Source organism: Synechococcus sp. BA-124 BA4, assembly GCF_034931165.1.
Window position 1 is genome coordinate 1 of record NZ_JAYGIA010000121.1, and the last position, 12,336, is coordinate 12,336.

Sequence of the window (12,336 nt, forward strand, 5' to 3'; positions counted from 1 at the left end):
CCCCACGGTGGTGCGGGGGCCACCGGCGCGGGCGACTGGGATGTTGAAGGACGCCCCGCGGCCCCCCAGGGAGATGGAGCTGAGGCCGCTCTTGCCGAAGTTGAGCCGCAGGGGGCCGAGGCGGGCGCTGCGGCGGAAGCGGAAGGGCATGGGTGTGGAGCCGATCGGAGGGAAGGAGGTCGGGTGATCGTGGCGGTTGTCGAATGTCCGTGATGAGGTGATTCGGTTGTATGGGCCCCCCAAGGCAACCACGGCTCGTTCAAACTCTTGCCACCAGACGTCGAAGACCGGAGCATGGCCGGAGGCTGGCTGTTCGTTCGCATAAACAGATCCCGATTCCACCCCATGGGTCTCGACAATGGCTGCCAGAAGGACATGACCTTGCGGGCTAGCTGTTCTGTCTCAGCAGGTTGTTCGGCTGACGATGGGGTGTGAGGTCGCCTCCCACTGGCCCGTCTGACGCCGATCAGTCGGGAACGCCTGATTCGTCGGCCTCTCAATGAGGGCGTGCAGCTCAAGACCCTTGCGGCACAAGCCGGGATCAGCCTGCGCTGCGCCTGCAAGTGGCTGGCCCGGTACCGCTCGATCGCGGCCTCGCGCTCTGGAGTCGACCGTTGAATCAGCAAGCCGTGGACTGGTGGATTTCTGGCGATCAGATCAGGATTTGAGGCGCTGATCAATACAGAGCACGAAGGCAGCGCCGCTGGCGTGCTCTAACCTCGTGGCCACGGTGCGGCAGCGCTGGCCGGTGGCCAGGCTGATGTAGGTGTCGGTGATGTGCTGATGGAGACCCGTGTCAATCAGGCTGAAGAAATACTCCTTGTTGGCGTGGTCGGTGCCCCGCGTGGCGGGTGTGAACAGGCGGTTCCTCGACGGGGGGAGACCCTGGCCCAGGTGCGTGTTGCTGATCTGCAGTCCGTCGCTATCGAGCACGTAGGCCGCTTCGATCATGGTGTTGGTGCCTACCCAGTTGGCAAGGGCGCCGTCGAGCAGTTGGGTAGGGATGTGACGTAGGCCTTCACACCCTGCGCGGGCCAGATTGATCAGATCGAGGCCCTCCATCTGGCGGGCCTGGATGGCGGCCACGGCTTTGCCCCGTTGCCGGCGGGCGGCTTCCATCAGCACGGGGTGCAGGGCCGCCAGGTGCAGGTCGGCCGCTGGCTTGGGGCGCGCAAAGTGATAGCCCTGGAAGAACTCTGCTCCGAGGGCGGCGCAGGTGTCCAGTTCTGCCTTGGTTTCCACCCCTTCAGCCAGCACCAGAGTGCCGATGGTCTTTCCAAGTAAGATCAGCGACTTCATCATTTCCTGCTTGACAAAGTCGCGGTCGACTCCGGCGATGAGGCTGCGGTCGAGCTTGATGATGTGGGGCCGCAATTCGGCGATGCGTGGCAGGTTGCTGTGGCCGGATCCCAAGTCGTCAATGGCGATCAGGAAACCCAATTCACGATGGCGCTCCACGAAGCGTTTCAGGGTCATCGTGTCCTGAACCTTGGTTTCGTTGAGCTCGATCACGATGTCGCTGGGTTCCAGACCCGTGGCCTCGGTGGCCTCGAGCAAGGCTCCCGAGCCTTCCACTCCCTCGTCGATCAATGACGTTTCAAAGTTGAGAAACAGAAAGGGGCGTAGGGACCGGGGCAAGTTGAGATCCCGGTAGGCCTCCATGGCCCGGATGCGGCAGCGGCGATCCAGCTCCAGCAGCTTCCCGGCCTTGCGGGCCTTGGCGAACTTCTGTCCGACACCCATGAGCGCCGGGCGCGCGAGGGCCTCCAGGCCCACCACGGAGGTTTGCTTCAGGGAGACGATGGGTTGAAAGTGTATGGCTAGCTGATTCGATGGGAGGATCGCAGAGGCCTCCCTCGTGGGCTCCATAAGTTCAGCGCGAACCATTGAGCGTGAAAGACAGCGGAATACATTTCTAGCGAGCCAGCAGCATTGAACCCTAGGGAACATCTGAAAAGCGTACTAAGATCAACCCAGATTCAACACTGAGGCTGGAACGGAAGGCCGTCCCCCTCCAGCTGGGCTTTTCGGACCACGGGCACATTCACGCCAAGAAGAGGACGCGTCGCCAGCGCTTCTTGGATGAGATGGAGGCCACGGTTCCCCGGGAAGCCCTCCCAGCTGATGGTCGACAAGCTGTTCACGGTGCCGCTCAGCTCCCTGGGCAAGGTGATGGGGCAACTGGAGCCCCAGCTGCTGATCGAGCTGGATCTGGCCCTGCGGGGCTGGCTGGAACTGCCCCGAAGGTTCAGACCCAGTTCTCATACAGCAGCCCGTCCACCCGCTCGAACTCGCGCAGGTTGTTGCTCACCAGGGTGAGGCCCTCGCTGCGGGCATGGGCGGCGATGTGGAGATCATTCACACCGATGGGCGTGCCCCTGCACTCGAGGGCAGCGCGGATCTGGCCGTAGTGCTGGGCCGCCTTGGGCCCATAAGCCAGCACCTCCAGGCGACTGCAGAAGTTTTCCACCACGGCCAGAGAGCGCGGCGGATCGGAACTTATCTCGGCGCCGTGCATCAACTCAGCCAAAGTGATCGACGACATCGCCAGATGGCTGGCGTTGCGGTTGAACCGCTCCAGCAACGACTCCGGCCGTCGTTTGATCACATAGATGCAGATATTGGTATCCAGCAGGTAACGCAGCATCGGCGAATCAGAAGGGCTCGCGTTCGCCTTGCTCCTGGGAAGCCCGCTGCGCCAGGAAGTCGTCAGGCACGCTGGAGCCGCCGAGGAAGAAGCTGTCCCAGCTGCGGCCAAGTGGCGCGATGATCCGCTCCTGGCCGCAAGCTCGCACCTCCACCTCCGTGACGGAGTCGGGAAGCCGCAGATGGGCGGGGATGCGCACCGCCTGGCTGCGGTTGCTCAGAAACAGCTTGGTGACAGCCCGCATCGACCCCGCTTGGATATACAGAGAGTCTATCCCGGGTTGACGCCCGCCGCTGCCAGGATTCCCAGCAACGCCAGCACGCCGTCATGCCCCTGCCCCAGCTGATGCCGCTGCTGGCGGCGGTGGCAATCGCCCCTTGCCCTGCTCCCGTGAAGGCCCAGCTGGATGGCCTCTACCGCTGGCAGGTGGCGCGGCAGGACCTGAGCGGTCCGATCGAGATCAGGAGCCAGAAAAACCGCTTCACCGATGGCCTGTACCAGAAGCTGCGGCGTGCCTATGCGCTCGATCCGAACAGCGGCCGTTTTGTCGACTTCGATCTGTTCAGCGGCACCCAGGTGGGGACCTTTGGCGCCAAGGTGCTGGGCTGCAGCCTCGCCCCCGGCGGAGGGCTGGAGGCCAGGGTGGCGGTGCAGGCAGGCCTGCACCGCCCCATTGAGGCGCCGCAGAACCTGCGCTATCAGCTGGTGCGCGGCCCCGACGGCAGCTGGAAGATCGCCGACATCATCTATTCCCATCCGGCCGGGTTCCGCCTTTCCAGCTATCTGGCTGAGCTGTTGGGACCCCTCAAGGCGAACTGACCATCCGGCCCAGCGGGAGCTCTGCCGCACGCGCCATGCATGTGCTCGGCCTGGTCTGGGGCGTTCGCTGCACCGCACCCGATCCGGAGCAGGGGCATGAGCCGTGACATCAGGCCTAATGTGGTCGCAGCGATGGACACAGCCATGGCCGATGTGGTCGCAAGTCAGGTGTCGGTGCGTGAGCTCAAGACCCACCTCTCCGCATGGCTGGCACGGGCCCAGGCCGGTGAGGTGGTGGAAGCGACCTCCCACCGCAAGCCCATTGCCCGCATCACAGCGGTGCAACAACCCGATGGATCGTCCCCGCCACACCCGCTGCAGAAGGCCATCGATGCCGGAGTCATCTCCTGGAGCGGCAAGAAACCTGTGCTTCCCCCGCCGGTGACGTTGAACGACGACGGCCCCCTGATCAGCGACATCGTGATCGAGGGGCGTGGCTGAATCGTGATCCTGTACTGCGATACCTCAGCGCTGCTCAAGCTCTTTATCGAGGAGGACGGCAGCGACAGGATGGTCATGGCCCACGATCACTGTGATGATCTATCCGTTTGCCGCATCACCTGGGCTGAATCGATGGCGGCGTTCGCCCAGCGCAGCCGTATCAAAGGCGCCAATCAGACCATGCTTGCCCAAGCCAAAAGCGCCTTAGAGAAAGCCTGGTCAGATTTTGCCATCGCCGATGTGAACCAGCCCCTTGTCGAGAAGGCTGGCTTTTATGCCGAGGTCTTCGCATTGAGGGGTTCCGACAGTGTCCAGCTGGCTGCGGCCCACAGCCTTCAGGAGCAGCTCTCCTTGCCGCTCACCTTCGCCTGCTTTGACCATCGACTCAATCAAGCGGCCCAACTGCTCCAGCTGAAGGTGCTGGCCTGACCAACGCACCGATGGCACCAAGCGAGACAGACAGTATCGAATCAACATCCATCCCTGACGAGAACCCCGAACAGATCATCCGCAACCTTCACGACGCCACCAAGGCCCACCTGGGGTTATGGACGGCCAGATTCATCTCCCGCCTGGACTTAAGGCCAGACCAGTCAACACCCCACTCAAATAAGCCCCCGTATCAATCCCGATCCGATGCGGCAACCGCGTCACCTTGAAGTCATGCCGGAACGTATGCCCATGCACCACGGTGTAGGGCAACCCATGGGGCCGGCTCAGAAACGGCCGCCTGATCCAGATCAGATCGTCTGTGGCCTGGTGCTCCAGGCGGATGTCGGGGCGCACGCCCGCATGGACGAACAGATAGCGGCCGCGGACCGCCGTGTACGGCAGCTGCTCGAACCAGGCCTGGCGTTCGCGGGCCAGGGGCAGGAGGTCGGGGTTGGCGCCGTTGCACAGCCACAACTCCACGTCCTCATCCGGCGCTCTCGGTGACATCGCCTTCAGCAGCATCTGCTCGTGGTTGCCCCGCAGCACCGTCACCGCGGCCAGCCCGTAAGCGCCGGGGTTCTCCTGCAGCTGCCACACCCGCTCGAGCACCTTCCGATCACCATCGGGCTCCGGGGCCCGATCGATCAGGTCCCCAAGGAAGATCAGCTCGGCACCTGAATCAAAGTGCGGGGTGAGTTCCTGCTCCAGCAGGGAGGCGCAGCCATGCACATCCCCGATCGCCACCACCTCAGGTCTGTTCATCGTCGCTCTCCCACACATTGAGGCTGGAGCGCTGCGACTCCCGGCGGAGGTTCTTGCGGCTGCGCTTGGGGTCGCTCTTGAGCAAGGCGAGCTTCTCGCTGAGCAGGTCGAGCTCCCTCGCGAGCCTCGGAGTGGCGGGCATCGCCGACAGGTCGCCGAACAGCTTGCCCAGGCTGGCGCTGGCGCTGATGACATCCCCTCGATCCAGATCGGCGATCACGTGCCGGCGTTCCCGGTTGGCCCGCAGCAGCGCCAGCTGTTCGGCCACCGCGTCATCGGACTCCAGCTGCTTGAGCTCCTCGCTTTCCATCACCGGCAACTGCAGGTGTTCGATCAGGCTCTGGCGGTCGCCGCTACCGGGGGCCTCCCAGGCCAGCCGCACGCTGAGGATCTCCTGATTCGGAACCCAGGCGGGCAGCTCCAGCCGCAGACCCACGTTGAGCTCCTGGCCGGCGCGCAGGTTGGGCAACTGGTGGTTGCCGGCATCAGTAAGCGAGAGGTCGTTGAGCAGATCCACCACCGCAGCGCCGTGCTTGCCGCGCACCCCGAGACTCACCCGCCGCCCGAAGGTGCTGGTCAGCCCCTGGAGCTCGGAGGCGTAGAGATCGGCCAGCTGGCTGGGGGTTTCGATGTGGGCCAGGGTGCCGTCCCCCGCCGCGGCCATCGCCCCCATCAGGTCTTCGTCGAAGTCGTCGCCCAGGCCGAAGGCACTGGTGCTGATGCCCCGCTGGGTCAGGCCCGCCACCTTGGCGGCGATCTGCTCCTGATTGGTGAGACCCTCGTTGGCCTGGCCGTCGGAGAGCAGCAGCACCCGGTTCATCGCACCGGGATCCAGGTGTTCGGCCACCTGGGTGGCCCCGGCTCGCCAGCCATCGAAGAGGGCCGTGCAGCCGCCGCTGTGGATCGTGTTGATCGCGGCGATGAAGGGCTGGGGATCGGACACGGGCCGCGAGGGCACGACGATCTGCACCTCATCGTCGAAGCTGACGATGGCGAGGCGATCGCGGCCGGTGAGCTCCCCAGCCAGGAAGCGGGCCGCCTTGCGGGCGAAGCTGAACTTGGTGCCGCCCATCGAGCCGGAGCGGTCGATCACCAGGGCCAGGTTGAGCGGCGGCCGCTCGCGCCGGCTGGCATCGGCGGCTGCCGGCGGTGGGGTGATCGTGAGCAGCAGATCGAGGATCGAGGGGCGATCGGAAGCCACCGCCGGCCGCAGGGGCCGGAAGCGCAGGGTGGGACGGGTCATGGTTGGGGAAAGCGGTGGGACGGGGGAAATGGTTCAGCGGGAGGCGTCGTCGAGCAGGGCGTTGAGGCGATCAAGAAGGTGCTGGAGCCATTGCTGGCGCCGGGGGCCGGCAGGAGGAGGCAGAACGGAGTCGCGGACGTGGACTTCGATGCCGGGGGCGAGGGTGAAACGCAGCCAGCGGCTGCCGTTGTCGCTGGAGCGGGAGGACAGGGGTTTGTTGAGCATCCCAAGGACGGAGCCCATGGGCGTGGCTTTTCGTGCGAAGGACGGAGATCCGTCGGCCGGATCACCGACGTCGTCAGCCGTGGAGGGCAGATCCCGCAGGTACCGCAGGGCCTCGTTGGCCGATTGAGCAGGGGGAGCGGTGGCCGCCGCCCCCTCCCCATCGAGCTGCTCCAGCTGCTGCTCCAATTCGGCGTCGGCCAGAACGCAGAAGGGAGCAATGGCGGAGAGGCTGAGGCCGCGCCGGGCCAGGGCGCGCACAAGCACCAGTTGCAACAGGTGCCGGTGGCCGTACACCGCACTGCGCCCCTCCTTGCCGGGGCGATCGATCAACCCCTGGGTGGCATAGAGACGCACCGTGCGCGGCGAGATCTCCTCGTCCAGCAGCTTGCCGGCGACGAGGAGGAGCTCCTCGAGGCCGTAGAGAGCGTCAGCTGGGGCGAAGACCTTGACCATTCCCTAATTATCCACACTTGCAGTGCAGGTGTCAATCTGGGGCCGTTCAGTGCGTTGGGCCCAGGGCCCCTCCAGCGCCACCGGCTTCCTCGGCCTGGCCGATGCGGGCGAACAGATCGGTGCTTTCACGGTTGAGGTGCACCACCTCCACGACGCTGCCGCCCAGCTTGAGCCGGCGGATCACCTGGTCGAGGGCGCTCACGCCGCTCTGGTCCCAGATGTGGGCGTCGGCCATGTCGATCGTCACCCGGGCCGGGTGTTCGTGGACCTCGAAACCGGCCCGGAAATAGATGCTGCTCACGAAGAACAGCTGGCCGCGCACCGTGTAGAGCCGATGGCCCGCGTCGATCAGGTGGCTCTCGACGGCGATCACCTTGGCCACCTTGCGGCTGAACAGGATCCCGGCCAGGGCCACCCCGGAAAGCAGGCCGATCGCCAGGTTGTGGGTGAGCACCGTGACCGCCACGGTAAGCAGCATCACGGCGGTGTCGCTTTTGGGGATCCGCCGGATCCCCGTGATCGAACCGATGTTGGCGGTGTTGATGGCGATCATCACCATCACGCCCACCAGCGTGGCCATCGGGATCTGGTTGACCCAGTCCCGGGCCAACAGGATCATCGCCAGCAGGCTCACCCCCGACGTCAGCGTCGAGAGCCGCGTGCGCCCGCCGTAGCCCACGTTCATCACCGACTGCCCCACCAGGGCGCAGCCGGCCATGCCGCCGAACAGGGAACTGACGATGTTGCCGATCCCCTGGCCCCGCGCCTCGGTGTTCTTGTGGCTGGTCTGGTCAGTGAGGTCGTCGAGGATGTCCTGGGTCAGGAAGGTCTCCATCAGCCCCACCAGCGAGATCGCCAGCGCCGTGGGCAGGATCAGGCCCAGGGTGCCCAGGCTCAGGGGCACCTGCGGCAGGGCGAACTGGGGCAGACCGGCAGGCAGGCTGCCCAGGCTCGCCACCGTGGGCAGATCAAGCCCGAGGCTGATCGAGATCCCGGTGGTGATCAGGATGGCGATCAGGGCCGAAGGCACCGCCCTGGTGAGGCGCGGCAGCAGGTAGATGATCGCCAGGGTGACCAGCATCAGCGCCCAGACCGCCGGCAGCTGGGCGGCCTGCACCACCACCTTGTCCGGGTGAAAGACATCGAGCCCCAGCTGGGGCAGCTGGGCCAGCAGGATCAGGATCGCCAGGGCATTCACGAACCCCGCCATCACCGGCTGCGGCACAAAGCGCATCTGGTGGGCCAGCCGCAGGTAGCCCCAGGCGATCTGGAACAGGCCGGTGAGCAGCCCCGCCGCCAGCAGGTACTGCAGGCCGAGCCCCTCCCCCAGGGCGTCGCCCTGCTGCACCAGGCCCGTCATCAGCAGGGCGGTGGAGCCGGTGGCGGAGGTGATCATCGCCGTGCGGCCACCCACCACTGCCAGGGTCACCGCCAGCAGGAAGGCTCCGAACAGGCCAACGCTGGGGTCCACCCCGGCAATGCCGGAAAAGGCGATCGCCTCCGGGATCATCGCGAAGGCCACCACCAGGCCCGAAAGGATGTCGCGGTGGGGCAGGCCCCACCACTCCTTGATGGAGAAGGTCATGGGAAAGGAGGTGGACGACACAGGCCCGAATCAGCACGGCAGGTCGACCGCGGCTGGAGCGGCAGACCGGCGAATACCGCAAGAGCGGCCTACGGGGGGGTGATCGTCATGGGAAGGACCGTACCAGCCCGGACGATGGGGGTTCTGAATCCGGTCGTTCGCACGGAAATCGACCCAACAACCGGTCGCCCTGGGGACGATGGAATCCGCCACCCACCGAGTCGATGGAGCCCACCCTTGACACCCTGCTCGCCTTCTACGCCGAGCGGATCGGTGGCCCCTTCCCCCTCAGCCTGTTGCCTCCCGATCAGCCGCTGCACTGGCAGGGGCAGACCCTGTTCGGCACGGCCCGGGGAACGGAGCCGCTCTACCTGCTCCAGAGCACGATCGATTCCTTTCTGAGCGCCGCTCCCCTCGGCACCTTCTGCGTGGGCTTCTGGGGCCATGGGATCAGCAGCCACGCCTTCTACTACCAACGCCGCGAGCCCTGGTGCAGCCTGTTCCTGCGGCTGGCCTACGGCGGCTTCGACGACGACAACGGACGGGAAGCCCGCCGCATCAGGGCCACCATGGAGTGGCTCGCCGGGTTCCTGCCGATCGTCAGGGTGCGGGCCCGCCACTGCATCGTGGTGGATTCGATGGGCGACGCCCTCTTCCGGATCGTCCTGTCAGGCGGCCAGGTCATCGAGGGCGACGGCCCCCTGTTCGAGCCCGAGCGCGGGCCGGCCGAGGCGCTGCGCCCCCTGCTGGAAGGGCTCTAGCCCTGGCTGGCCTCTTCTGGCTGGCCTCCCCTTTCACCAGAACGTCTGGCACGGGAAGCCGGACAGCTGCGGATCAGCGGTGATCAGCACCAGCCGCTCCAGTTCGGCCTGGGCCGCCAGCATCCGGTCAAAGGGATCGCGGTGGGGCTGGCTGTAGCCGCCGGCCCTGAGGCCATGCGCCAGGGAGATCGGCAGGGGGAGGAAGCCATCGGCCTGTAGCAGGCCAGGAAGATCAGCCATGGCTGTAGCCAGCTCGGGCAGCTTGCCCTGACGGTGCTTAAGGCTGAGTTCCCAGACCGATGCAGCACTCACCAGGATCCGGCTGGTGGGATCCACCAGCAGGGCCAGGGCAGCACCCGAAAGCCGCTCCGGAGCGAACCACCACCACAGCAGGGCATGGCTGTCGAGCAGGTAGGCGGAGGGGCTGGTCACGGCAGGGCTGACTCTGGAACCAGGGGGCTGGCTTCCCAGTCGGCGAGCTGATCGGGCGCCATGGGCTCCAGCAGGGCGTCGGGCCGGCTGAGGGGACCCAGGTGGCGCAGGCGACCAGGGAGCCGCTGGGGAGCCGGCGCCTCCAGGGGCATCAACCTTGCCCAGGGCTTGCCGGCCTTGGCCAGCACGATGGTCTCACCGGCGTGGGCGTCATCGATCAACCGCGAGAGCTGGGTTTTGGCCTGGTGCACATTCACCAGACGGGGTGCCGATGCTGGACGTTCCACGGAGCCGGCTCAGGAGTCTTGATTAGTTTAGTCATGGACTAAGTCTGTACCTGCGGCACCCAGCCTCAGCCCAGATACGGCTCCAGGAAGCTCAGCGGCCGGGCCATGGTGGCTGAGAAGCCGAGGATGCCCCGGTCGCGGTGGCTGTACAGCAGGGTGTCGTCGGCCTCCAGCAGGTAGGTGCCGCCGCGCTGGGTGAGGAAGTCGTCGCGGGGGACGTAGGTGCGCCAGTGGCCCAGCACCTCGGCCATGTTGCGCAGCCGCACGGTGGCCAGCTCGAAGGGCCGCTGGAAGCCGCGGCCACCGGCCCGGGCGAAGAACGACCCCTTGATCGGCGGCAGGGGCCCCGCCTGGATCGTCTCGTCGTCGGCGATGCGCTGGGGGGCGCTGCGATCGCCGGTGTAGCCGCGCAGCACCTCGGCCAGGGTGCCGGGGGAACCGAGGCCGGCGCACATCAGCAGCAGGTTCGGCCAGGGCCCGCCCGCCTGCTTCAGGCCCTCGTAGAGCCCCAGGTCCCGGTGCAGATCCGGCGCGGCATCCACCAGGAGCCGATCGGGCGGGAAGCCGGTGAAGGCGCAGAAGCGCTCGCGCCCCGCCGCGTCGCCGATCCCGATCGCCAGCACGGCGATGCCGACGGCCTCCAGCTGCGGCAGCACCGGCACCAGGGCCTGGGCGTACTCGATGCTGTCGAAGTCGCCCAGCTGGCTGAGCAGGAGCACCAGCCGCCGCCGGCCGCGCCCCATGCCCTCCACCTCCGCCAGACGCTCCAGCAGCACGGAGGGGGCGGGCGGCCGGGCGGCAGCAGCGGCGGAGGCGGTCACGGGCAAGGGGCGGTTCACAGCACCACCATGCTCATCCATCCGCATGGATCGCGTTATCCTTACCAGGTAATACCCCGTCCCGGAGGCGCTTGCGATGGAGTCCATGGGGGCCGCCACCAGCTCAATCACCAGCAAGGGGCAGGTCACCATCCCCAGAGCCCTGCGTCAGCAACTGGGACTGGCCAGAGGCAGTCGCGTCAGTTTCCAGCTGGTGGGTGATCACATCGAAGTGCGCCCCTGGAGGCCGGAGCAGCCGCTGCCGGCCAGCGGCTTCGGCCTGCTCAGGAGCCCTCGCCCGCCCCTGCCGGCGGACTTCGATCCCGCCAGCCTCCTGACGCCGTGATCGGCCTCGACACCAACGTGCTGGCCAGGTACTTCGTTGCAGAGAACGGGGCCGACGCCGCCACCGAACGCCAGCGCCAGGCGGCCCGGGTTCTGATCGAGTCGGGGCAACCCCTGTTCCTGCCCAAGACCGTGGCCCTGGAGCTGGAGTGGGTCCTGCGGGGGTACTACGGCTTCGCGGCCGAGCAGGTGCTGCTGGTGTTCGACCATCTCCTGGCCCACCCTGGCCTCAGCGCGGAAGATCGCCCGGCCCTGGAGCAGGCCGTCGCCGGGCTGCGCGCCGGGCTCGACTTCGCCGATGCCCTGCACCACGCCAGCTGCCGATCCTGCGAAGCGATCGCCACCTTCGACGACCGGGGCTTCGCCCAGCGCATCCGACACCTCAACCTGGCGCCTCGTGCCTTCGTTCCCAAGGCCCCTTAGCGGGTGGCCCGCGCCAGGAACGCCTCGGCGGCCACCTCCAGCGCCGCGCGCCGTTGGGGGTCCATCCGCTCCAGCAGTCGCACCATCATCGAAAGGCGCGGATTGGCCTGGAAGAAGGCGCGGTGGCGGTCGATGAAGCGCCAGTAGAGGCCGTCCCAGATCTTGCACCAGGGGCCCTTCTTGTAGTCGCCCATCTTGAGGATGTAGTTGGAGCCGCCGATGTAGGGCTTGGTGGCGAACAGGCCGCCGTCGCTCATCTGGCCCATGCCGTATACGTTCGGGCCCATCACCCATTCGTAGGAATCCAGGTAGCGCTCCATGAACCAGCGGTGCACCTCGCCGGGGTGGATCTCACAGAGCAGCATCAGGTTGCTGATCACCATCAGCCGCTCGATGTGGTGGTTGTAACCGAGCCGGTTCAGCCGTTCGATCGCCGCATCCAGGGGCGGCAGGCCGCTGCTGCCGTCGTCCCAGCAGGGGGCCAGCCGGCGCTGGTGGTTCCAGAAGTTGGCGGCGGCCTGGCGCTCGCCGTGCACCCGGTCGATGCCGCGCACGAACTCGCGCCAGCCGATCACCTGGCGCAGAAACCCCTCCAGCGAGGCGATCGGCACCGGCTGGCCCCGCTGCTGCCGCGCCGCCGCGTGGGCCAGGGTGGCCGCAACC

Annotated in this window: 19 protein-coding genes; 7 read left to right on the top strand and 12 right to left on the bottom strand. The window is 66.7% G+C overall.

The genetic code is table 11. The features are described 5' to 3' along the window. Window positions 1-150 (bottom strand): DUF4236 domain-containing protein (locus VB734_RS14335; RefSeq protein ID WP_323243606.1); only part of this gene is annotated, 150 nt, incomplete at its 3' end. 306 nt (window positions 151-456) lie between these two features. Between VB734_RS14335 and VB734_RS14340 the strand changes: the two genes are divergently transcribed. Further along, window positions 457-618, top strand: coding sequence for a leucine zipper domain-containing protein (locus VB734_RS14340; RefSeq protein WP_323243607.1), 162 nt, complete (start codon window positions 457-459; stop codon window positions 616-618). A gap of 39 nt (window positions 619-657) precedes the next feature. On the opposite strand, the gene VB734_RS14345 is transcribed toward VB734_RS14340, so the two are convergent. The 3 genes from VB734_RS14345 to vapB form a co-directional block, all read right to left on the bottom strand. Next, entirely contained in the window at window positions 658-1,950 is a 1,293-nt protein-coding gene (locus VB734_RS14345) for an EAL domain-containing protein (RefSeq protein ID WP_323243590.1), read from the bottom strand. A 298-nt stretch (window positions 1,951-2,248) separates the two neighbouring features. Then, window positions 2,249-2,647 carry a type II toxin-antitoxin system tRNA(fMet)-specific endonuclease VapC gene (vapC, locus tag VB734_RS14350; RefSeq protein WP_323243591.1) on the bottom strand — a complete coding sequence of 133 codons (399 nt, stop codon included), beginning with the start codon at window positions 2,645-2,647 and terminating at the stop codon, window positions 2,249-2,251. A 7-nt stretch (window positions 2,648-2,654) separates the two neighbouring features. Further along, window positions 2,655-2,891 carry a type II toxin-antitoxin system VapB family antitoxin gene (gene vapB, locus VB734_RS14355; protein ID WP_323243592.1) on the bottom strand — a complete coding sequence of 79 codons (237 nt, stop codon included), beginning with the start codon at window positions 2,889-2,891 and terminating at the stop codon, window positions 2,655-2,657. Window positions 2,892-2,974: 83 nt separating this feature from the next. Here vapB and VB734_RS14360 point away from each other — a divergent pair, with 83 nt between their 5' ends. The 3 genes from VB734_RS14360 (at window position 2,975) to VB734_RS14370 (ending at window position 4,336) form a co-directional block, all read left to right on the top strand. Then, window positions 2,975-3,466: a hypothetical protein gene (locus VB734_RS14360; RefSeq protein ID WP_323243593.1), complete on the top strand. Its 492-nt coding sequence runs from the start codon at window positions 2,975-2,977 to the stop codon at window positions 3,464-3,466. Between the two features lie 132 nt (window positions 3,467-3,598). Further along, window positions 3,599-3,907: a type II toxin-antitoxin system prevent-host-death family antitoxin gene (locus VB734_RS14365; RefSeq protein ID WP_323243594.1), complete on the top strand. Its 309-nt coding sequence runs from the start codon at window positions 3,599-3,601 to the stop codon at window positions 3,905-3,907. 3 nt (window positions 3,908-3,910) lie between these two features. Further along, window positions 3,911-4,336, top strand: coding sequence for a type II toxin-antitoxin system VapC family toxin (locus VB734_RS14370; RefSeq protein ID WP_323243595.1), 426 nt, complete (start codon window positions 3,911-3,913; stop codon window positions 4,334-4,336). A 132-nt stretch (window positions 4,337-4,468) separates the two neighbouring features. On the opposite strand, the gene VB734_RS14375 is transcribed toward VB734_RS14370, so the two are convergent. Genes VB734_RS14375 through VB734_RS14390 form a run of 4 tightly spaced genes read right to left on the bottom strand, consistent with a single transcriptional unit; the run spans window position 4,469 to window position 8,607 of the window. Beyond that, entirely contained in the window at window positions 4,469-5,101 is a 633-nt protein-coding gene (locus tag VB734_RS14375) for a metallophosphoesterase family protein (protein ID WP_323243596.1), read from the bottom strand. Continuing rightward, a complete protein-coding gene (locus tag VB734_RS14380) occupies window positions 5,088-6,344 on the bottom strand; it encodes a vWA domain-containing protein (protein ID WP_323243597.1) in 1,257 nt (418 codons plus the stop codon). Before VB734_RS14380 ends, VB734_RS14375 begins: the two co-directional genes overlap by 14 nt. Window positions 6,345-6,377: 33 nt before the next feature. Continuing rightward, window positions 6,378-7,022, bottom strand: coding sequence for a MerR family transcriptional regulator (locus VB734_RS14385; RefSeq protein ID WP_323243598.1), 645 nt, complete (start codon window positions 7,020-7,022; stop codon window positions 6,378-6,380). Between the two features lie 46 nt (window positions 7,023-7,068). Beyond that, the gene (locus VB734_RS14390; protein ID WP_323243599.1) at window positions 7,069-8,607 is read right to left on the bottom strand and encodes a SulP family inorganic anion transporter; all 1,539 of its coding nucleotides are present in this window, start codon (window positions 8,605-8,607) and stop codon (window positions 7,069-7,071) included. Between the two features lie 224 nt (window positions 8,608-8,831). On the opposite strand from VB734_RS14390, the gene VB734_RS14395 reads away from it, so the two are divergent. Next, window positions 8,832-9,368: a hypothetical protein gene (locus VB734_RS14395; protein WP_323243600.1), complete on the top strand. Its 537-nt coding sequence runs from the start codon at window positions 8,832-8,834 to the stop codon at window positions 9,366-9,368. A gap of 33 nt (window positions 9,369-9,401) precedes the next feature. Here the strand turns inward: VB734_RS14395 and VB734_RS14400 are convergent, their stop codons facing one another. The 3 genes from VB734_RS14400 to VB734_RS14410 form a co-directional block, all read right to left on the bottom strand. Beyond that, complete coding sequence (locus tag VB734_RS14400) at window positions 9,402-9,800, bottom strand: type II toxin-antitoxin system VapC family toxin (protein WP_323243601.1); 399 nt, start codon at window positions 9,798-9,800, stop codon at window positions 9,402-9,404. Then, window positions 9,797-10,087, bottom strand: coding sequence for a type II toxin-antitoxin system Phd/YefM family antitoxin (locus tag VB734_RS14405; RefSeq protein WP_323243602.1), 291 nt, complete (start codon window positions 10,085-10,087; stop codon window positions 9,797-9,799). Before VB734_RS14405 ends, VB734_RS14400 begins: the two co-directional genes overlap by 4 nt. Window positions 10,088-10,152: 65 nt before the next feature. Then, a complete protein-coding gene (locus VB734_RS14410) occupies window positions 10,153-10,830 on the bottom strand; it encodes a peroxiredoxin-like family protein (RefSeq protein ID WP_323243608.1) in 678 nt (225 codons plus the stop codon). A gap of 181 nt (window positions 10,831-11,011) precedes the next feature. On the opposite strand from VB734_RS14410, the gene VB734_RS14415 reads away from it, so the two are divergent. Together VB734_RS14415 and VB734_RS14420 are read left to right on the top strand one after the other, a co-directional pair. Next, complete coding sequence (locus tag VB734_RS14415) at window positions 11,012-11,251, top strand: AbrB/MazE/SpoVT family DNA-binding domain-containing protein (protein WP_323243603.1); 240 nt, start codon at window positions 11,012-11,014, stop codon at window positions 11,249-11,251. Continuing rightward, window positions 11,248-11,673, top strand: coding sequence for a type II toxin-antitoxin system VapC family toxin (locus VB734_RS14420; RefSeq protein WP_323243604.1), 426 nt, complete (start codon window positions 11,248-11,250; stop codon window positions 11,671-11,673). Before VB734_RS14415 ends, VB734_RS14420 begins: the two co-directional genes overlap by 4 nt. Here the strand turns inward: VB734_RS14420 and VB734_RS14425 are convergent. Continuing rightward, window positions 11,670-12,336: FAD-binding domain-containing protein (locus VB734_RS14425; protein WP_323243605.1), on the bottom strand; the 667-nt coding region annotated here is incomplete at its 5' end. The genes VB734_RS14420 and VB734_RS14425 overlap by 4 nt on opposite strands.